This is a genomic window from Bombella saccharophila, assembly GCF_026385475.1.
GTDB classification, from domain to species: Bacteria; Pseudomonadota; Alphaproteobacteria; order Acetobacterales; family Acetobacteraceae; genus Bombella; species Bombella saccharophila.
Window position 1 is genome coordinate 137824 of record NZ_JANIDW010000001.1, and the last position, 20757, is coordinate 158580.

The following is a 20757-nucleotide window of genomic DNA, read 5'->3' on the forward strand; positions in this document are numbered from 1 at the left end:
GAGGAGAGAGGCCCATGGCAGGACATTCCCAATTTAAGAATATTATGCACCGTAAGGGCGCGCAGGATGCAAAGCGGGCCAAGCAATTTGCGAAGGTGATTCGCGAGATTACCGTGGCGACACGCTCTGGTATGCCAGACCCGGCTATGAATCCCCGTCTGCGTGCTGCGATCACGGCTGCGCGTGAAGTGAATATGCCAAAAGATACGGTCGAGCGGGCTATTAAGAAGGCCAGCGGTGCCGGCGGTGGTGAGGATTATGTGGCTGTTCGGTACGAGGGTTATGGCCCCGCTGGTGTGGCCATCATCATCGAGGGGCTGACAGATAACCGCAATCGTACAGCCTCCGAGGTGCGTGCGGCTTTCTCTAAACATGGTGGCTCTTTGGGGGAGACAAACTCCGTCTCTTTCGGTTTCGATCATATTGGGGTGATTACCTATCCGCTGGAAGCAGCCTCCGAAGATGATATGCTAGAAGCCGCTATTGAAGCTGGTGCGGATAATGTAGAGACCACGGAAGATGGTCATGAAATTATCACCGAGATGGAAGCTCTGATGAGCGTGCGTGATGCGCTGGAGGGCCGTTTTGGGGAGCCGCGCTCGGCAAAGCTGGATTGGCGTCCCCAAACGACCGTGACGTTGGATGAAGACCAAGCGCGTTCTGTCCTCAAGCTGATTGATGTGCTGGAGGAGAATGACGACGTCCAAGCCGTTTATGCCAATTTTGACCTCCCCGATGAGGTTGCTGAGGCTCTCGCAGCTTGATTCGTCTGATAGGGATTGACCCCGGTCTGCGCTTTATGGGCTGGGGTGTGGTGGATGTGGAGGGCAATCGCCTCCGGCATGTGGCTGATGGTGTATTAGCCACTCAGTCCGGTGATGATGTCCCCCGCCGCCTTTGTGACCTGCATGAGGGTTTGATGACCCTCATCCGCCGTTATCAGCCAAGTGAGGCCGCGGTGGAGGAAACTTACGTGAATCGCAATGGCTCCTCGACATTAAAGCTCGGCTATGCGCGTGGTGTGGCGTTGTTGGTGCCTGCTCTTGCGGGGTTAAGTGTGCATGAATATGGCGCGATGGCGGTTAAACGTGCTGTTGTTGGGACGGGTGCTGCCACCAAGGAGCAAGTGAGCATGATGGTGCGCCGTCTCTTGCCGGGGGCGGAGATAAAACGTGCTGATGCCTCCGATGCGCTTGCGATTGCGATTTGCCATGCTCATCATCGGGCGAGTGCCCAGCATGTCGCAATGGGAGTGCGCATGGCATGATAGGACAGCTTACCGGCCTCGTCTCGCATATAGAGGGGGATCATTGCCTGGTTGATGTGCATGGGGTGGGGTATGTTGTGTCGGCCTCTACCCATACATTAGGGCAGTTGCCGCGCCCGCCAGAGGTCGCGCGCCTGTTGGTGGAGACGATTGTGCGGGAGGATGCCATCCAGCTTTTCGGCTTTGCTGATGCGGATGAGCAAGCGTGGTTTCGCCTTCTTACGACTGTTCAAGGCGTTGGTGTGCGCGTGGCATTGGCGATTTTATCGGCCAGTCGGCCCGCCTTATTATGGCAGGCTGTGCAGGCGGAGGATAAAGCGGTGTTTACGCAAGCAGCCGGGGTTGGGCCGCGGCTAGCAACGCGTTTATTGACGGAACTAAAAGCCAAAGTCGCCAAGATGCCCGCGCCTGCAAGCCTTAGTGGGCAGCCCCTTGCGCCGATGAGCCACGGCGGTGGTGGGGTAAGTGGGGCTCATTCTCATGGAGGGGTTGAGCAAGATGCCCTTATGGCGTTGGAGGGGTTAGGTTTTAAACGTGCTGAGGCATGGCCTATCGTGAATCGGATTATCGGGGAGACTGAGGGGGCCGGGTTGGATGTGGTGATTCGTCTTGCCTTGAAGGAGCTTGCACGATGACACCCTTTATGCCGGAGACGCCCCCCCAGCGTGCCCCAGAGACGGATGCAACGCGTCAGGCGGAGGATGTGGCAGATGTTGCTTTGCGCCCTCAAAGCCTTGCTGATTTTACGGGGCAAAAAGCGAGCCGTGAGAATCTCGCTATCTTTATCGAGGCGGCGCGTAAACGTGGGGAAGCGTTGGACCATGTCCTTTTGCATGGCCCGCCGGGTTTAGGGAAAACGACCCTTGCTCAAATTGTTGCGCGGGAATTAGGGGTAGGTTTCCGTGCAACATCTGGGCCTGTGATTCAACGCTCAGGCGACTTAGCTGCTATTTTGACGAACTTACAGCCGCGCGATGTGCTGTTCATTGATGAAATCCACCGCCTTCAGCCTGCGATTGAGGAAATCCTCTATCCCGCTATGGAGGATTTTCAGCTTGACCTTGTCATAGGCGAGGGGCCAGCGGCGCGCTCGGTACGGATTGACCTTGCCCCTTTCACGCTCGTTGCGGCGACAACGCGCTCTGGCTTGTTAGCCACGCCGTTGCGCGACCGTTTTGGTATCCCCTTGCGGCTCGTCTTTTATACACCGGATGAATTGCGGCAGATTGTTAGCCGTGGGGCTGCAAAGTTGGGCATGGCCCTTACAGATGAAGGCGCGGAGGAAATTGCCCGCCGCTCACGCGGGACACCGCGTATTGCTGGGCGGTTGCTGCGGCGTGTGCGTGATTTCGCGTTGGTTGCCAAAAAGGATGTGATTGACCGTCATTTAGCGGATATGGCCCTCTCTCGCTTAGAGGTGGATCGCCACGGGCTGGATGCGATGGATAGGCGGTATTTACGCCGTATTGCCGAGCATCATCGTGGTGGCCCTGTAGGGGTGGAGACCCTCGCCGCAGCATTGGCAGAAGCCCGCGATACATTAGAGGATGTTGTAGAGCCTTATTTGATTCAGGAAGGTCTCGTCTTACGGACATCGCGCGGGCGTATGTTGGGGGAGCCGGGATGGCGGTATTTGGGTTTGACCCCACCAGCAAGTTCTATAGAGCCACAAGAGCCACGGTTTTTATAAAAAGGAGAGGGTATGGCGGCCCATCATTGTCAATTTCGTGTCTATTATGAGGATACGGATGCAGGGGGTATTGTGTATCATGCGCGTTATCTTGGCTTTGCAGAGCGTGCGCGGGCAGAGGCGTTGCGCTCTTTAGGGCTATCTGTAGGTGAGATGGCCGCAGAGGATGGGATAGGCTTTGTCGTCCGGCAGTTGAATATCCGTTATCACGCACCATTGCGGTTGGATGAGCTGTTAGAGGTGGAGACAAGCCTCCTGCATGCCAGCGGGGCGCGGTTGACGTTGCGGCAAATCATCACCAATCACAGCCGAGCGGGGCAAAAGGCCGTGGTGATTGAGGTAGAGCTAGCGTGTTTAAAACTCGCCAGCATGACCCCCTTGCGTCTGCCCGCCGTTTATCAAGCGCGGTTGGAGGGGTTAAAAGACCTGACAAAAGATTAACGATTAAAGATATTTGCTCTTTCCTCCCCTTGTGCCATTGAAAAAAGGTCATCCTACTGCAACATGAAGCAGTAGTTTTTTAGTTGATGGACCATGAGATAGGAGAGCGGAGTGGATCAGGCTGTGAGTTCGAGTGCCCTGGGTGCTGCTGGGGCAGCGGGGATGTCTCCCCTTCATCTGTTCCTGAATGCTTCGTTCGTGGTGCAGCTTGTGATGGTAGGGTTGGTGCTGTGTAGCATCTTCGTCTGGGCTGTGATTGTAGAGAAGTTCCTTCTTCTTCGCCGTGTGAATCAAGAAGCCAGCGCGTTTGAGGATCGTTTTTGGTCCGGTGGCTCGTTGGATGACCTCTATGATAGCGAGGGGGCACGGCCTGTTCATCCTATGGCTGCGGTATTTGGTGCGGCTATGGGGGAATGGCGGCGGTCCTCCCGTATTGCGGGGATTGATGTGATTCATGGCGGTACGTCTGAGCGGATAGACCGTGCCATTGGCATTACGATTGCCCGCGAGACGGACCGTCTGAACCGCTATGTTGTGTTGCTGGCCACAATCGGCCCGGTGGCTCCCTTTGTGGGGCTGTTTGGGACGGTTTGGGGGATTATGCACGCTTTTAGCTCTATCGCGACAATGCATAATACGAACCTTGCTGTGGTGGCCCCGGGTATCTCTGAGGCTTTGTTTGCTACAGCGATTGGCTTGATTACCGCCATCCCTGCCTATGTGGCGTACAACCTTATCAGCCGCGCGATCGATAATTTTGGCGACCGGATGGAGGGTTTTGGTACGGAGTTTGCTGCTATCCTCTCCCGTCAGTCTGAAGAGCGTGGCGGCGGGAAGGGCTGAAGGTCATGGCGTTTTCCTTACGGAGCGGGCGACGGACCCGGCGGAAGCCAGAATCGCATATTAATGTGACGCCGCTGGTTGATGTGATGTTGGTGTTGTTGATTATCTTCATGGTCACAGCACCGATGCTCACCAGTGGTGTGAATGTGGACCTCCCGCAGACGAGTGCTAAGCCTGTTAATGCGGATAATAAGCCTATTACCGTGTCGATTAAGAGCGATGGCAGCCTTTACCTAGGGGAAGACCCGGTGAGTGCGGAGGAGTTAGTCTCACACTTGCAGCAATTAGCGAGTAATGATTCCGGGCGGCGGATTTTCGTCCGCGCTGATGCGAAGATTGATTACGGCAAGGTGATGAGCGTCATGGGTCAGATTACCGCTGGGGGCTTTACCCATGTGGCCCTTCTTGCCCAGCAGCCGCAGGGCGGGCATTAAGGAGCCGTTTGTGAGTTTCTCTGCCTCTCCACCTTTTGATGAGGCTCCACCGCCTTATCCGCGGTTGGGGCGAGAGCCTTCCAGCTTGGTGACAGGCGGGGTGGTGGTCTCGCTTTTGCTGCATGGTGGGTTGTTGGTCCTTTTGCTGTGGCACCCTCAGCCACCACCACCGGAGCCGCAGCCAGAGCAGACGGTTGCTATGGTGTATGAGAGTACAGGTGGCCCTCATGCTGCGGCAAAAGCGATGCAGAAAGCCGATGTGCCTGCTCCTCCTGCGCCGGTAGAGACGAAATCTCCCCCCGCGCCAGAGCCTGCAAAGCTACAGCCTGTTGAGCCGCCACCGCCTGCCCCGCCGCCACCTCCCCCTGCTCAAGCTGAGCCGGAGCCTGCGCAGGTGGCGGCTAAGACGCCCGTGCAGCAAAAGGCTCCCGTGCAGGAGAAGGGCGAGGTGAGTGATACGCCTAAGCCACAGCCAGTGCCCGCGCGTAAGCAGGCGCAGGTGAAGGCCCCAGAGCGTGTGGTGGAGAAGCCGCCGACTAAGGCGCAGCCCTCCCATACGGAGCAGGCGCATGAGGCGAAGAAAACGCAAGCTGATAGTCGCTCTTTGTTGGCCACGCTGGATGAGTTCCGTAGCCAAGCAAAGCAGGAGCAGCCGCCTAAGGCGCATCCTAACCCGGCACAAGGGGGGTCTCCTCATGGGGGTGGGCGTGTTGATGGTGATACGGCCGCTCTGACAAGCGGGGAGCAGAATGCCATTGGTTCTTCCGTGCAGCGTTGTTATCAAGAAGATACATTGGCGCGGAATTATCAGAGCTTCTCAGCGCGTATGATGGTCACTGTCGATGCAACAGGTGAGGCACGCATGGTGACCTTCCTGCCAGAGACGCGCGCCCGTATGGCGGCGGACCCGGCTTATCGTGTTCAGGCTGAGCGCGCGCGTGATGCGGTGTTGAGCCCTGTATGTTCCCGCTTGCCTGTACCCAAGCGACTTTTGGGGCAGGTGCGGCAGTTTCGCTTCCTTTTTAAGCCCTAAGGCTGGATTTATCTGAGGTAGGTCATGTCATTTTTTTCCGATGCTGAAGCTGGTTTTCTTCAGAAACATCTTTCCCGCCGGTCCCTTATGGGCGGGGTGGCTGCGGGGGGTGTTCTTGCTACGCCGCTGGGCCTTTTAGGGGGGCGTGCTTATGCAAGCGGTGAGGCGGCTCCGGCAGAGATTACTGTAGCCAATGCTCATCAGGCACCGATTCCTATCGTGGTGCCTAATTTTGGGGCGGGGCTAGGGGATCAGATTTCTAGCGTGATTGCCGCGGACCTTAGCAGCACAGGGTTGTTTGAGGTATTAGGTGGTGATGTCCCTGCCTCTCGTCAGCCAGACTTTCATGCGTTGAAAGCCCGTGGCGCGCGCGTTGCTGTAGCAGGGAGCGCAACGGGGGCTGACCGTGTTCGGGTAGAGATGCGCTTGTGGGATGTATTGGCAGGCCAGCAGATGACAGGCCGTGCTTATACGGCCTCTCAAAGCAACTGGCGGCGGATTGCTCACATCATCGCTGATGAGATTTACAAGCGGTTATTAGGTGAGGACGGGTATTTCGATACGCGGATTGCCTATATCGCGCGGACAGGCCCGCGGCGGCATCAAACAACCCGTCTTGCGATTATGGACCAAGATGGGGCGAACGCGCATATGCTGACCAATGGCAGCTGGTTGACGTTGGAGCCACGCTTTAGTCCAATTAGCGAGAAGCTCGCGTTCCTCTCCTATGCCAATAATCGCCCACGCGTTTATGTCTATGACCTCAATAGCGGGCAGCAGACGATTCTTGGCACATTTGAGGGTATCTCTTTTGCGCCGCGCTTCTCCCCTGATGGGCGGAGCATTATTCTTTCAGCCACAACGCGTGATGGCGGGGCGGATTTGTATCTCATTGACCTTGCTACGCAACATCGGCGTAAGCTGACAGGCACACCCGGTGTGATTGATACCAGCCCGTGCTTTAGCCCTGATGGGCGGAGCATTGTCTTCAACTCCGATCGTGGTGGCTCGCCCCAGCTTTACGTTATGAGTGCCGATGGGGGGAATGCACGGCGGATTTCTTACGGGAATGGGCATTATGGCTCCCCCGTATGGTCACCACGGGGGGATCAAATTGCCTTTACGCGCATTGGTCATGGTGGGTTCTCCCTAGGGTTGATGGGCCCAGATGGTGTTGGTGAGCGGACCTTGACAGAAGGCTTCACGGTGGAGAGTCCCAGTTTTGCGCCTAATGGCCGGGCTTTGGCCTTCTGCCGTCAAAATGCCGCTGGAGCGGGGGGATCTGGTTTTACCTCTACCATTGAGGTGATTGATGTTGCTGGGTTTAACGAGCATAGCATCCCCACCACAACGGGCGCGTCCGACCCGGCTTGGTCTCCTTTACGGCGGTAAGGGATTATTCTGGTTTTTCTTGTTCGCGCAGTGCGGGCGGGGGAATTCTTCCTCATAAAGGGGGAGATTATTTTGGAGGAATGGTTATGAAAATTACAAAGATTGCCGCTTTAGGCATGGTTTGCGCTTTGGCTGCATGTAGTGGTGGCCATAAAGATGATAATGGTGATGGCAATGGCCAGAACGTATCCCAACAGCAATATAATCAGGGCCCTACACCGGGCAGTGAGGGCGACCTTGTCGCAACAGCAGGGGATCGCGTTTATTTTGAGCTGAATAAGAACCAGCTTGATAGTGATGCCCGCGCAACATTGGATAAACAGGCTGAGTGGTTGGCTCGCTATCCGCAGGTGAATATTCTCATCGCAGGGAATTGTGATGACCGCGGGACGGAGGAATATAATATTGCTCTGGGGCAGCGTCGTGCCAATGCAGCGCGTGAATATTTGGAGGCCAAAGGTGTTGCTCCAACACGCATCATGACCATTTCGTATGGTAAGGACCGCCCAACAGCTGATGGTGATACACCAGATGCATGGGCACAAAATCGTAACGCGATTACCTCTGTCCGCTAAGAGTAGTTAGGGGTTTGATGCCCCTTATGGGGAGAAATCGGGCCGGTTGGAGAGACCGGTCCGATTTTATATGCGATGAAGGCTCATCGATGGGGAGTTAGAGAGATGATGCGTCATTCTGCTGAGACTATGACAAGCATGACATGTGCGGTGATGCGAGGGTTAGGGGGGCTTGCCCTGCTATCTTACGCAGTGGCCTCGGTGGCATGGGCGGATGATTCCCTTTCGCGCGAGGCGATCATGAAGCAACATCAAGCTCTTGCTCAACAACATGAGCATCATGAGGATGCGGGCGGGGATGCTCTTGATGACCTAAGCGATAGCGGTGTCAGCACTGCCGAGCCAGAAGCATTGCCTTCACCCGCTCCTAGCACATCAGAGGGGCGTGGGGAGACAACCCGTAATACGGCGTCATCTCATCAAGGGGGGAGCAGCGACCTGGTGACCACGCTGCTTGAGCGCGTCACGGCGTTGGAAGGCCAAGTGCGGGAGATGCATGGGCAGATGGAGCAGATGAGCAATCAACTCCATCAAGATGAAGCGACAGTGAATAAGCAGCTTGGTGATATGCAATTTGCTTTGGAGAATGGCCATCATGCTGCGGCCCCCCCACATGCGGCAGAGAGCCATGCAGCCCCAGCGGTAGTGGGTGATGCGCCTTCTGCTGCCTCTGCGGCGGTTGTGCCTCATAATGGGGCAGATGCCTTACAAGCGGGGCGAGCTGCTTTGAAAGCACATAATTACAAAGAGGCTGAGGAGCAGGCCCGTCAGGCTATAAAAGAGAGTAAAACGGGGTGGAGCAAAACAGAAGCTCAGTTCTTGCTCGCGCAGTCCCTAGCCGGGCAGAAAGCTTATAAAAATGCGGCGTTAACATATTATGATATTTATAGTCGTACACCATCCTCTCCCCGCGCGCCGGAATCACTGCTTGGGGTTTCGGCCTCTATGTTGGCGTTAGGCAATAAAGCGGCCTCCTGCGAGGCATTGCAGCGGTTACATAAAGAGTTCCCTAATGCATCTGCACGGGTAAAGGCGTCTGAAAAAATCTTCCGTGAGAGAGCATCTTGCCATTAAGGCGGGGGTAGGGACATCGCCCCCTCATCTCATACAGGCTGGGGAGGCAGAGCCACTTACAGAGGCTGAGTTCCGCGCTTTGATGGCGTTGGTGGAGCCTATAGGGCCTGATGAGGCAGGGCATCCGGTTTGTATTGCGGTATCGGGCGGAGGGGATTCCATGGCCCTTGCCCTTTTAGCGCGGCGATGGCGGCGGCATGTTCTTGCGTTGGTGGTGGACCATGCGTTGCGTGAAGAGTCCGCAGCGGAGGCCCGTTTAACATGTGAGCGTTTAGTGGCGTTGGATATTCCCGCGCGGTTATTAACATTAGGGCCGTTGGCTGCGGGGGGGCTACAGCAACGCGCGCGTGAGGGGCGTTTTGCTGCTTTGGAGGCAGCATGCGTGGACGCTGGAGCAACGGTTCTTTTGGTTGCCCATCATGAGGCTGACCAAGAAGAAACACTCTGGATGCGGCATGAGCGTGGCAGCGGTACGCGAGGGCTAGCGGGTATGGCTCATCGTGCTGCGCGTGGGCGGATTATAGTGGCACGGCCATTATTGGGGGTCAGGCCAGAGCGTTTACGCGCCACATTGCAGCAAGCTGGTGTGGCCTGGTGCGAGGACCCGTCTAATCAAAATCGCCGGTTTCGCCGTGTTCAAGTGCGGCAAGATATAACTTCAGCGCAGCGGCGTATGATGAGGGAGCTGCAACAAAAGGCGTGTATAGCCCAGCAAGAGGATGACGCATGGGTAGCGCGCTTCCTTGCTCATGGGGTGGCGTGGCAGCCAGAAGGATGGCTAAAGCTGGCTCCTTTTCTGATTCAAACAGCGCATGAGAGGCCGCATATCTTCATAGATGATGGGCTGGATGAAACGCGCTTTGCCGCTTTGTGTGATGAGGTGATGGGCCGATTGATTCGGCTCATTGGGGGGCAGGATTATGCTCCTGCGCGGCATGCTGTGGCTGCTTTGCGCCGTGCTGGGCATGGGGCGTTAGGGCGGGTTTGTCTTACCCCGTTAAAAGGGCAGGAGCGAGGTTGGATGTTGTACCGTGAGGCACGCAATCTTGCAGGGGCTATGCCCGCTCATACAGGGCAATGGTGGGATGGGCGATGGCGATATTATGGGCCGGAATATTCTGATGTAGTGATTGCCGCTTTAGGCATGCACGCCACGCGATGGCGTGAGGGGCGTGATGTGCCTGCCTGTATCTTACCGAGTCTGCCGGCTTTATGGCGCGGGGGGGAGCTTGTGGCTGTGCCAGAGGCTATGCGTGGTTTGCGCTCTGACGTCCCCCGGGTGGCTTTTGTATGGGAGGGGGGAATCCCTGTTACGGGTGAGCGTGATTGGCAGAGTGGCTACGCTGAATAGAGGCTATGTAAAGATGAAATCTCTTACATAAATGCAAAAAAGAGCGTCTTTTGTCCCCTTTCTACGTTGTAAGGGGTAGGAACCGAGGCAGAAATACCTATCTTGAGAGGACTAGAGAGAGTCGTGTGGGGTGAAACTGCATGGCCTATTTAATGGGGTATGAAAACAGATGAACAACATTGGCCGTAATGTTGCGATTTGGGTGGTCATCGTTTTGGCAGCCATTGGTGTGCTGGCAGCATTCCAGCCCGGTAGTCATCAGGTGACCCAAAAGATCGCTTATTCCGATTTTGTGCATGACGTGGAAGGCCATGAGGTGCGCTCGGTGACCATTCAGGACCAGAATATCTCTGGTGTGCTGACGAATGGGACATCTTTTGAGACATACGCCCCAGAGGACCCGATGCTCGTCCCGCGTCTTACCTCTGCTGGTGTGCAGGTGACGGCTCATCCATCGCAGAGTGATGATAATTCGGGCTGGCGTTATATCATGGCGTATCTGCCGATTCTGCTTTTGCTCGGCTTAGGCTTTATGTTGTTCCGTCAGATGCAAAATGGCGGTGCCGGTGGGCGTGGGGCGATGAGCTTTGGCAAATCGCGCGCTAAGATGATGGTCGAGAAAAAGGGCCGTGTGACCTTTGCCGATGTTGCTGGGATTGAAGAAGCTAAAGAGGAATTGGTCGAGATTGTCGATTTCTTAAAAGACCCGCATAAATATACCCGGCTGGGGGGGAAGATTCCCAAAGGGGTGTTGTTGGTTGGCCCGCCCGGTACCGGTAAGACCTTGCTCGCCCGCGCTGTTGCGGGGGAGGCGAATGTGCCTTTCTTCAGCATTTCCGGCTCTGATTTTGTGGAGATGTTTGTCGGTGTTGGGGCGTCGCGTGTGCGCGATATGTTCGAGCAAGGGAAGAAGAACGCCCCCTGCATTATCTTTATTGATGAGATTGACGCAGTTGGCCGCCATCGTGGCGCAGGCATGGGCGGCGGTAATGATGAGCGTGAGCAGACGCTTAATCAAATGCTCGTGGAGATGGATGGGTTTGATAGTAATGAGGGTGTCATCCTGATTGCTGCGACTAACCGCCCTGATGTTTTGGATTCTGCTCTGCTGCGTCCCGGTCGTTTTGACCGCCAAGTGGTTGTGTCGAACCCGGATGTGAGAGGGCGTGAGAAGATTCTTCAAGTCCATATGAAGAAGTTGCCGCTCTCCTCTGATGTGAATCCAAAAGTGATTGCGCGTGGGACCGTTGGCTTCTCTGGTGCGGAGCTGGCTAACCTTGTAAATGAGGCGGCGTTATTTGCGGCACGTTTGGGCTTGCGGACAGTAAGCATGGCGCAATTTGATGAAGCGCATGATAAGGTACGGATGGGCGCAGAACGCCGCTCTGCCGTTATTGAGGAAGAAGAGAAGAAAATGACCGCCTATCATGAGGCGGCACACGCTTTGGCGAGTTATTATAGCCCGAGTGCTGACCCAATGCATAAAGCAACGATCATTCCGCGTGGGCAAGCTTTGGGGATGGTGCAGTCCTTGCCGGAGAAAGATAATCTTGCCTACCGGCGGCAATGGTGCCTCTCTAGGATTGTGATTTGTATGGGAGGTCGCGTTGGTGAGGAGGTTATCTTTGGGCATGATGAGGTAAGTGCCGGGGCGGCTGGTGATATTCAGTCGGCAACAGGCATTGCTCGGCAGATGGTCACACGATGGGGTATGAGCGATAAGCTGGGCATGATGGACTATGCTGATCAGGATACGCTCTCTGGCATCACCGCACGGGAGGTGGATCAGGAGGTCCGCAAAATCCTGGATGAGGCCTATGCCACATGCCGCCATATCATTCTGACCCATATGGAGGCGTTTCACCGTGTTGCGCAGGCCTTGTTGGAGTACGAAACTCTAACAGGTGAGGAGATTGGTCGTCTCATCCGTGGGGAGCCTTTAGGCCGTACTGATGAGGAGAATCAGTCCTTCCATGGGCGTAGGCCTTCTGTGCCCTCATTTATTCAAGGGGTGAGTGCTTCTGTTGGGGATGATGGGCCGGTAGCTCCACAACCGGCTTAACGATTCCTTTTAAAAAAGAGGGTTAAGAGCAGGCGTATGGCGGAGGTCATGCGCCTGTTTTGTTAGGGGAAGGCCTTGCGTCCTAAAAGGGAGGCTGGCATCACAGCGGCGATGGGTGTTTTAGTCGATAAAGGGGAAGGGCATGGCAGGTAAACGGACGTTTTTCGGCACGGATGGTATTCGCGGTACGGCGAATATGGCCCCCATGACGGTAGATATCGCCCAGACCCTAGGCCAAGCGGCTGGCTTGTATTTTTGCCGCCAGAGTGAGACAGGCCGCCAACATCGCCATACGATTATTGTGGGGAAGGATACGCGTCTTTCTGGCTATATGATCGAATGTGCTTTGGTCTCTGGCTTTTTATCTGCCGGGGTGGATGTTGTGCTGTTAGGGCCTTTACCTACGCCAGCCGTTGCGTTTTTAACGCGGTCTTTGCGGGCGGATTTGGGCGTGATGATTTCTGCCTCGCATAATCCGTTTACTGATAATGGCATTAAGCTTTTTGGTCCTGATGGCTTTAAGCTCTCCGATACTGTTGAGGCAGAGATTGAAGCTCTGATGGCGGAGGATTTAAGTGGGCAGCTCGCCTCTCCTGCGGCGATTGGTCGTGCCTCTCGGCTGAATGACGCCGCAGGGCGTTATATTGAGAGTGTGAAATCATCCTTCCCCCGTGGGCTACGGTTGGATGGGTTGAAGATTGTTTTGGATTGCGCTCATGGCTCAGCTTATCGTGTGGCTCCGGTCGCCTTGTGGGAGTTGGGAGCAGAGGTCATCACGTTAGGGGCCTCCCCTGATGGGTTGAATATTAATGATGGTGTTGGCTCCACCCATCCAGAAGCCCTATGTGCTGCGGTGCGTGAGCATAAGGCTGATTGCGGTATTGCGTTGGATGGTGATGCAGACCGTGTGTTGATTGTAAATGAGCGCGGCGAGATAGTGGACGGAGACCAGATTTTGGCTCTGATTGCGACCTTATGGCAGCGGTTAGGTTGCTTAAAAGGGACTGAAATTGTCGCAACAGTGATGTCCAATATGGGGCTAGAAGCTTACCTTGCCACGCAAGGTTTAAGCTTATACCGCACGGCGGTGGGGGACCGTTATGTTGTGGAGCGGATGCGTCAAACAGGGGGGAATCTAGGGGGGGAGCAGTCTGGCCATATGGTGTTGTCTGATTATGCGACAACGGGCGATGGGCTGTTAGCGGCCTTGCAAGTGCTGGCGGCGTTGGTCGAGACGGGTAAAAAAGCGAGTGAACTCTGCCAGTTATTTACCCCTTATCCGCAGCGTTTACAGAATGTGCCGTATCACGGTGCTAATCCAATGAATCACCCTGCGTTAGATGATATTGTAAGAGAAGCAGAGGAGCAGTTGAAGGGGCAGGGGCGGCTGCTTTTGCGGGCGAGTGGGACAGAACCTTTGATCCGCGTCATGGTAGAAGCACAAGATAAGGCGTTGGTTGATGAGGTGGTTGAGCGCGTGAGCGCGCATATGAGAGACTTAGCTACGGATTAAGAGATAAAAAAAAGAAGCACTCTAGGAGATAGAGTGCTTCTTTGAGACGTGTAGATGTAGGGTAGAAAAGATAACTTTCTACAATGGCTACCCAGCGTGACAAAGGTTATGCGCAGCCTCGCTGCGTGCCAAATTTTGCGCGGCTGGCGGAGCTGTGTGTGCTGTTGCGAGGGCTGGTGCCGTTGCTGTTGGGTCTTGCAAGATATAACCACGCCCCCAAACCGTGATGATCATGTGGTCTGCGCCGAAACGTTGTAATTTACGGCGTAGTTTGCAGATGAATACATCAATGATTTTCATCTCTGGCTCATCAATACCGCCATAAAGATGGTTTAAGAACATATCCTTGGTGAGAACAGCCCCCTTACGTAGAAGAAGGAGCTCAAGAATAGAATATTCTTTACTTGTAAGGTTGAGGAACTGCCCATTGATACTAACCATACGGCTCTCAAGGTCCAGCTCCAACGGCCCGACACTAAGGCGAGGCTCAGACGCCCCATAGGCGCGGCGGGTTAAAGCTTGGACACGGGCTTGCGTCTCGCTCATGTCAAACGGTTTTGTAACGTAGTCATCTGCCCCAGCGGAAAATGCAGCAACTTTGGTTTGTGCATCGGCCTGGGAGGAGATGACCATGATGGGAGTTGCAACACGGGACCGCCGTAGTTGGCGAATCAACTCTTCTCCGGGTAGGTCTGGTAAACCTAACGCGGTGATGAAGAGGTCATATTGATAGTGTTTAAACATGTTGAGAGCGTCATCAGCTGTCTTTACATGCTCAACTTGATAAGAGAAGCGTTCCAGCACGGTAATGAGCTGCTCTACAGCGACACTGTCATTTTCAGCGATAAGAATACGCATAATTCAACCTCCCTTGAACTGGTTGTATTATGGATAGTTTATTAGGAATAATGCAACCCTAGATTGTCTAAAGGTGAAATGACACAACTAAAAGTATAGTTATTAAGAAGCTCGGCCCATAGGTTTTTTCTAGGAAAAGGGATGATATATCACGAGAAATTTACAATTTTTCCTAAAGTAAAAAATAAGTATATCTTATTGTTATTTAAGTGTTAAATTTTATATGGGGTATATGATTTTTTTATACCTACATTAAATTAAATATTTAACATCTTTTAATAAACAAATTATCTAATCAATTTCTAAGTTAATATAAAATTATCATATTGTGAACATAATGATATATAGATTCTTATGAATGCATATTTACTTATTGGTATTTTCAATTACCAAAATTATGCAATCCAGCATTTTTTTGCCACAAAGAGCCACAATGTGGCAGGCTTTCTTGAGAACGAATCGCGACTTAAGCAGGAAATGCGTCAGGCGCATCCCGTAATAGTGCCCGAAGTACTGAGCAAATGGTTGATATGCTCGACTGTCCCGATCAAGGCGCAGGCAACGGGATGGGTTTTATCAGCAACAAAGACAAGGCGTGTTTGGGCGGAGCTTGGGAAAAGGTCCGTCTGGAGGGTAAAGACGGTGGCGTCCTCTTTATGTTGTTGCTCGGCCTCTTTGGCGGCTTCACTGAGGAGGCGAGCGCAAATACGCTCTAAGGCAGGGAGGAGGCGCGCTCCAATTTGTGCCTCTGTTTCCTCTGGCGTGGTTTTATGGTGCGCTATTAGCTCCTCCCACCCTGCGCGAGTGAGAAAGCAGGGGATGCTCCCTTCTGGCGTCTCTCGCTCAGCACGGAGGATGAGACCGTTTTGAGCGAGGGAGAGGACATCCAACTTAGGTAGATGGGCAGGGTCGAGCGTAATGGCCATGGGCGTTTATCTTGCTTGACGTTACACCCATTCCCCTGCACGCATGAGAGGAACGTGCTGGCCGTCTTTCACACCATCAATATCAATCTCACCAGAGCCAATCATCCAATCAATATGAATCATGGAGTGATTGGCCCCACGGGCGATGAGCTCATCTTCACTCAAGCCTTCAGGGTCGATCATACATTTTGTGTAGGCTTGGCCGAGGGCGATATGGCACGCGGCATTTTCATCAAAAAGGGTGTTTTGGTAGAGAATACCGCTTTGGGAAATCGGTGAGGAATGAGGCACAAGGGCCACCTCCCCAATACGGCGCGCGCCTTCATCACTCTCCAAAATCCGTTGGAGGACATCTTCGCCCTTTTGAGCATGGGCCTCCACGATGCGGCCTTTCTCAAACCGGACCTGAATCCCATCAATGAGGGACCCTTGATGAAACAGCGGCTTCGTGCTGGAGACGGTACCTTCTACCCGCGCACAATGGGGAGTCGTAAAGACTTCCTCCGTTGGGATATTGGGGTTGCAGACCACACCATTGCCCGCAGCTTCTGCCCCACCTGTCCAGAGGTGCCCATCTGCGAGGCCAACGGTCAGGTCCGTCCCCGGCCCGGTGAAGTGCAAGGCATCAAACCGAGCGTCATTGAGCATAGCCGCGCGGGCATGGAGGGTTTTATTATGCTCTGCCCAAGCCGCTACAGGGTCTGCAACATCCACGCGGGAGGCATGGAAGATGCCTTTCCATAAGGCAGCGAGGGCTTCATCCTCTGGGAGATGGGGGAAGACCTGTTGCGCCCAAGCGGGGGTAGCACAGGCGATGATGTTCCAATTAATATCAAAGCTTGTGATAAGCTCCATCGCGGGGCGATGAGCAGCGGAGCTTGCCCGGCTCGCACGGGAGATATGCTCGGGGTTTTGCCCCTTTAGAAGGGTGGGGTTGCCCCCGGTGATGGCCATGCGGGCTGCGCCATTGCGGAAGGCTTCAGCCATGCCATTGGCCAGCCAGCCCGCAGCTGTATCAAAGCTCTCCTCACGGGCGTGGTGGAAACGGGCCAGAGTGGTTTCATCATCCTGATACAGCGTTGTGACGAGTGAGGCCCCTGCTTTATAGGCATGGGTGGTGATGCGCCGGATAAGCGGGACGGCTTCCAGCCCTGCGGTAATAACAAGCTGCTGGCCGGGTGTAATATTTAACCCCGTGCGGACGGCAACCTCTGCTAGACGGTCTAAAAGCTGGTCATGGGTGAAAGAAGATGTAGGCATCGTCATATAATCCTTTGGAGAGGCTGCATGGAGGCGTTTAGCGGGGGAGTATGTCATCAAGGGCGGTGAGGAGGCTATCCATCTCCTCATCTGTGCCGATGGTGATGCGTAACCAACCGCTGATGCGTGGGCTATCACCTTGATGGCGGACAATGATGGCGCGTTCCCGCAAGGCGGTGAAGATATGCGCCGCAGAGCAAGAGGGATGATGGACTAAAATAAAATTAGCTGTGGAGGGGAGGACTTCCATCCCACGCTTCTGCAAAGCCGTGATAATGCGCTCGCGTGTGGCGATGATGCGGGCTGTTGTTTGTTTAAGCCATGCCTCATCACGGATGGAGGCTTCCGCCCCTACTTGGGCAGGGCGGGAGAGAGGGTAGGAGTTGAAGCTATCCTTCACGCGTGCCAGCCCTTCAATTAAGGGGGGCGAGCCGATGGCGTATCCTACGCGCAGCCCTGCTAATCCTGATGATTTGGAGAAGGTGCGAATGACAAGAAGATTGGGATAGCGGTCGATTAAGCTGATAGCACTCTCCCCACCGAAATCCACATAGGCTTCATCAATCACCACAACCTGTTCCGAGACGCGTTGGAGAAGTGATTCAATGGCCGGTAAAGGCAGGCTGATGCCTGTATTGGCATTAGGGTTAGCAATGATGATGCCCCCCGTAGGCCCTTCATAATCTTCTGGCGCGATGGTGAAATCATCGCGTAGTGGGATGGTGCGGTATGTTAGCCCAAATAATTGGCAATAAATGGGGTAGAAGCCATATGTCACATCGCTAAAGAGGACAGGGGCATCATCTTGGAATAAGGCGCGGAATGTGTGAGCGAGGACCTCATCAGACCCATTGCCGACAAAAACACACTCAACGGGGACATTTGCTTGTGCGGCAATGGCTGTACGCAGCGCTAGGGCGGTAGGGTCTGGGTATAAGCGCAGCGTGTCATCAGCACCGGCTTTGATAGCCTCTAGCGCGCGCGGAGAAGGGCCGTAGGGGGATTCGTTGGTATTGAGCTTAACCAGTTTTGCTATGCGTGGCTGCTCGCCGGGGATATAGGGCTTGAGGGTATGGACCCGTTGGTTCCAAAAGCGGCTCATGGGTTTGGTGTCTTTGCGTCAAAGAGGCTGCCAAGACCTTGACGATGGGCAAGGTCGCGCGCGGAGAGGCCCTCAGCATCGCGGAGGTCTGGGTTGGCCCCATGGTCTAGCAAGAAGCGCGCCATTGCTTGCCGCCCAAACATGATGGCGAACATAAGCGGTGTCCGTCCTGCATGATTAGGATGATCCACCTTCGCCCCATGCTCTAAGAGGAGGCGGGCAATGGGTTCAAAGCCTTTAAAGGCCACACCAGAGAGGGCGGTTGCCCCTTTCGCATCCACGCCATTAGGGTCGGCCCCGCGCTCTAGCAGCAAACGCGCGGTATCGAGCTGCTCATTATAGGTTGCGACAATGAGGGGCGTATAACCTTGGTTGTTGGTGCAATCGGCGGGCATCCCAGCGTCCAGAAATTGCGTAACAAGGTCAGTCTCCCCATTACGGGCAGCATCAATAAAGAGTGTTGTGATCTGTTCTGGGGTAAAGGACATGTTGGGTTGGGACATGGGTAGGCTACCTTGTGTTAGAAGGAGAGCAGATTGATTAACAAGTATTCTCAATCTCTTGCTTGTAGGCACTTAGGTCAAGGGGGAGAATGGTGGAATAGCTGTGTATGAGAGGGAAGGCGTAAAAAGAGAGCCTCTAGCTGATGGCTATGAGCTTAGGCGTGAGTTTGGGGGGTAATATACAGGATTATAAGGAAATTTAACCTTATTTGCGTGTTAGGCATTGCGTTCTTTTGCCGTATGAGGGCAGTTGTAGAATGTCTGGACTGTTATTGGGCTGTGTTAAGGGGCACGGGGCTGATGGCAGGCGACCGGACGATGTTTTGACTTAAGGACGTTAGATCAGTGAATAGTATGCTGTCTCAACTTGGCATAGACACGATCCGCACATTGGTGATGGATAGTGTAGAGCGCGCAAAATCCGGCCATCCGGGTACCGCAATGGCTCTGGCTCCGGCTATGTATGCTTATTGGCAGTTTACAATGTATTATAATCCGGCTGATCCCTTTTGGCCGGGGCGGGATCGATTTATCCTCTCAGGAGGGCACGCCTCCATCCTGCTTTATGCGACTATTTTCCTCGCTGGGGTGAAGGATATAGAGGACGGAAAGGTCGTGGACCGTCCCGCTCTTACCTTAGAGGATCTAAAGAACTTTCGCCGGTTTGAGGCGCGTACGCCGGGCCACCCAGAATATGGCCTCACCGCAGGGGTGGAGATGACCACAGGGCCTTTAGGCCAAGGGTGCAGTAGTGCCGTAGGTATGGCGATGGCCGAGCGGTGGTTGGCAACGCGTTATGGCAGGCCGGGGTTTGATTTGTTTGGCTATCACATCACAGCCTTTTGTGGCGATGGTGATGTGATGGAGGGGGTAGCCAGTGAGGCGGCCTCTTTTGCAGGGCATCTCAAATTAGGCAATCTGACATGGGTGTATGATAGCAATCGCATCTCCATTGAAGGCTCTACAGATGTGACCTTCACCGAGGATGTTGCTGCACGTTTTGCCGCTTATGGCTGGCAGGTCCTGGAAGTTGAGGATGGGAATGACGTCCCCGCTATTTGCGCGGCGTTCAAGCAAGGGCGGGAGGAGACGGACCGCCCGACTTTGATCATCCTTAATACCATCATCGGCTATGGCGCACCGGGCAAAGCCGGGACGGCCTCGGCCCATGGTGAGCCGCTGGGTATGGAGGCCCTTATAGGGGCTAAGAAGGCCTATGGTTGGCCGCATGATGCCCCACATTTTACCGTCCCAGATGGAGTAAGGGAGCATTTTGAGGCCCTCTCTGGCAAGCGCGGGGCGGAAGCGCAAGCGCGGTGGGAGGAGCAATTTGCGGCTTATTGTGTGCAATATCCGCAAGAAGGGCGGGAGTTAAAGCATATTTTCGCTGGCACGCTCCCAGAAGGGTGGGAGCATAACTTCCCCCATTATCCTACAGATGCAAAGGGGATTGCCTCGCGCCAAAGTTCTGGTGAGGTGCTCAATGTCATGGCAACTCATGTGCCGTGGCTTATGGGGGGAGCGGCGGACCTTGCGCCTTCGACACGGACCCTGATTAAAGGAGAATTCTCTTTGCAGGCACCCTCTAACCAAGGGGAAGGCAGCGGGCATTATGGTGGGCGTAATGTTCATTTTGGTGTGCGTGAACATGCCATGGCAGCCATTTGTAACGGGCTGGCTTTAAGTGGGTTGCGGCCTTTCTGCGCTGGGTTTGTGATTTTCTCGGATTACATGAAGCCTGCGATGCGTCTTGCCGCGTTGATGCACCTGCCTGTGATTTATGTGCTGACACATGACTCCATCGGCGTGGGGGAGGATGGGCCAACGCACCAGCCTATCGAGCAATTTGCCCAGTTCCGCTCCATGCCGGGGCTTACATTGTTGCGCCCTGCTGATGCTAATGAGGTGGTAGAGAGCTGGCGTGTTGCGATGGGCCATCGCTCTGGGCCGGTGGCTCTTGCTCTTACGCGCCAGAATCTCCCCACATTGGACCGTAGCCGCTATGCCTCTGCCGCTGGTGTGGCGCGTGGGGGGTATGTTTTGGCAGATTGTGAAGGCACGCCAGAGATTTTGCTGTTAGCATCAGGCTCTGAGGTCTCTTTGGTGGTAGAAGTGTATGAGCGTCTCTCTGCTGAGGGGGTTAAGGCGCGCGTGGTGTCTATGCCGAGTTTCGATCTGTTCGATGCGCAAGAGAAAGCCTATCGTGATGCTGTATTGCCACCTGCGGTGCGCTTGCGGGTTGGGGTCGAGATGGCGTCATCCTTTGGGTGGGACCGCTATATCGGTCTAGATGGTGTCGTTATTGCGATGAATCGTTTTGGCGAGTCTGGTGCTGCGGCGGAATTGATGGAGAAGTTCGGCTTTACGGTAGAGGCTGTGTACACACAAGCACGCCGTTTGTTGAGCCAACAAACGGCTTGATGGAGGAGGAAA

20 protein-coding genes are annotated in these 20757 nt (G+C 54.5%); 15 read left to right on the forward strand and 5 right to left on the reverse strand.

The genetic code is table 11. The features are described 5' to 3' along the window. Positions 1 to 14 precede the first annotated feature (14 nt). The 14 genes from NQF64_RS00630 (at position 15) to glmM (ending at position 13675) form a co-directional block, all read left to right on the forward strand. Positions 15 to 764, forward strand: coding sequence for a YebC/PmpR family DNA-binding transcriptional regulator (locus NQF64_RS00630; protein ID WP_099026216.1), 750 nt, complete (start codon positions 15 to 17; stop codon positions 762 to 764). Further along, the gene (gene ruvC, locus NQF64_RS00635; RefSeq protein WP_266106149.1) at positions 761 to 1267 is read left to right on the forward strand and encodes a crossover junction endodeoxyribonuclease RuvC; all 507 of its coding nucleotides are present in this window, start codon (positions 761 to 763) and stop codon (positions 1265 to 1267) included. The genes NQF64_RS00630 and ruvC overlap by 4 nt, the downstream gene beginning before the upstream one ends. Then, a complete protein-coding gene (gene ruvA / locus NQF64_RS00640; protein WP_266106150.1) occupies positions 1264 to 1902 on the forward strand; it encodes a Holliday junction branch migration protein RuvA in 639 nt (212 codons plus the stop codon). Before ruvC ends, ruvA begins: the two co-directional genes overlap by 4 nt. Next, positions 1899 to 2957, forward strand: coding sequence for a Holliday junction branch migration DNA helicase RuvB (gene ruvB, locus NQF64_RS00645; protein WP_370513569.1), 1059 nt, complete (start codon positions 1899 to 1901; stop codon positions 2955 to 2957). Before ruvA ends, ruvB begins: the two co-directional genes overlap by 4 nt. A gap of 12 nt (positions 2958 to 2969) precedes the next feature. Further along, positions 2970 to 3398 (forward strand): YbgC/FadM family acyl-CoA thioesterase, encoded by a 429-nt coding sequence (locus NQF64_RS00650; protein ID WP_266106151.1) that lies wholly within the window; start codon positions 2970 to 2972, stop codon positions 3396 to 3398. 111 nt (positions 3399 to 3509) lie between these two features. Continuing rightward, positions 3510 to 4241: a protein TolQ gene (tolQ, locus tag NQF64_RS00655; protein WP_266106152.1), complete on the forward strand. Its 732-nt coding sequence runs from the start codon at positions 3510 to 3512 to the stop codon at positions 4239 to 4241. 5 nt (positions 4242 to 4246) lie between these two features. Beyond that, on the forward strand, positions 4247 to 4675 hold the full coding sequence (gene tolR, locus NQF64_RS00660; protein WP_266106153.1) for a protein TolR: 429 nt from the start codon (positions 4247 to 4249) through the stop codon (positions 4673 to 4675). A 64-nt stretch (positions 4676 to 4739) separates the two neighbouring features. Next, positions 4740 to 5708 carry an energy transducer TonB gene (locus NQF64_RS00665; protein WP_407651799.1) on the forward strand — a complete coding sequence of 323 codons (969 nt, stop codon included), beginning with the start codon at positions 4740 to 4742 and terminating at the stop codon, positions 5706 to 5708. Between the two features lie 24 nt (positions 5709 to 5732). Continuing rightward, entirely contained in the window at positions 5733 to 7100 is a 1368-nt protein-coding gene (gene tolB / locus NQF64_RS00670; RefSeq protein WP_266106155.1) for a Tol-Pal system beta propeller repeat protein TolB, read from the forward strand. Positions 7101 to 7186: 86 nt separating this feature from the next. After that, positions 7187 to 7675, forward strand: coding sequence for a peptidoglycan-associated lipoprotein Pal (gene pal / locus NQF64_RS00675; RefSeq protein ID WP_099026361.1), 489 nt, complete (start codon positions 7187 to 7189; stop codon positions 7673 to 7675). A gap of 105 nt (positions 7676 to 7780) precedes the next feature. Beyond that, on the forward strand, positions 7781 to 8749 hold the full coding sequence (locus tag NQF64_RS00680; protein ID WP_266106156.1) for a tetratricopeptide repeat protein: 969 nt from the start codon (positions 7781 to 7783) through the stop codon (positions 8747 to 8749). Further along, positions 8727 to 10100, forward strand: coding sequence for a tRNA lysidine(34) synthetase TilS (tilS, locus tag NQF64_RS00685; RefSeq protein ID WP_266106157.1), 1374 nt, complete (start codon positions 8727 to 8729; stop codon positions 10098 to 10100). Before NQF64_RS00680 ends, tilS begins: the two co-directional genes overlap by 23 nt. 169 nt (positions 10101 to 10269) lie before the next feature. Further along, on the forward strand, positions 10270 to 12162 hold the full coding sequence (gene ftsH / locus NQF64_RS00690; protein WP_266106158.1) for an ATP-dependent zinc metalloprotease FtsH: 1893 nt from the start codon (positions 10270 to 10272) through the stop codon (positions 12160 to 12162). Between the two features lie 142 nt (positions 12163 to 12304). Next, positions 12305 to 13675: a phosphoglucosamine mutase gene (gene glmM, locus NQF64_RS00695; RefSeq protein WP_099026207.1), complete on the forward strand. Its 1371-nt coding sequence runs from the start codon at positions 12305 to 12307 to the stop codon at positions 13673 to 13675. Positions 13676 to 13762: 87 nt separating this feature from the next. Here the strand turns inward: glmM and NQF64_RS00700 are convergent, their stop codons facing one another. The 5 genes from NQF64_RS00700 to NQF64_RS00720 form a co-directional block, all read right to left on the reverse strand. Next, entirely contained in the window at positions 13763 to 14533 is a 771-nt protein-coding gene (locus tag NQF64_RS00700; RefSeq protein ID WP_099026206.1) for a response regulator transcription factor, read from the reverse strand. Between the two features lie 482 nt (positions 14534 to 15015). Further along, entirely contained in the window at positions 15016 to 15459 is a 444-nt protein-coding gene (locus NQF64_RS00705) for a hypothetical protein (protein ID WP_099026205.1), read from the reverse strand. A gap of 21 nt (positions 15460 to 15480) precedes the next feature. Beyond that, on the reverse strand, positions 15481 to 16719 hold the full coding sequence (locus NQF64_RS00710) for an aminopeptidase (RefSeq protein ID WP_099026359.1): 1239 nt from the start codon (positions 16717 to 16719) through the stop codon (positions 15481 to 15483). Positions 16720 to 16756: 37 nt separating this feature from the next. Next, positions 16757 to 17821, reverse strand: coding sequence for a histidinol-phosphate transaminase (hisC, locus tag NQF64_RS00715; protein WP_266106159.1), 1065 nt, complete (start codon positions 17819 to 17821; stop codon positions 16757 to 16759). After that, positions 17818 to 18324 (reverse strand): ankyrin repeat domain-containing protein, encoded by a 507-nt coding sequence (locus NQF64_RS00720; protein WP_266106160.1) that lies wholly within the window; start codon positions 18322 to 18324, stop codon positions 17818 to 17820. The genes hisC and NQF64_RS00720 overlap by 4 nt, the downstream gene beginning before the upstream one ends. A 354-nt stretch (positions 18325 to 18678) precedes the next feature. Between NQF64_RS00720 and tkt the strand changes: the two genes are divergently transcribed. Beyond that, entirely contained in the window at positions 18679 to 20745 is a 2067-nt protein-coding gene (gene tkt / locus NQF64_RS00725; protein ID WP_266106570.1) for a transketolase, read from the forward strand. The last annotated feature ends 12 nt before the right edge of the window (positions 20746 to 20757 follow it).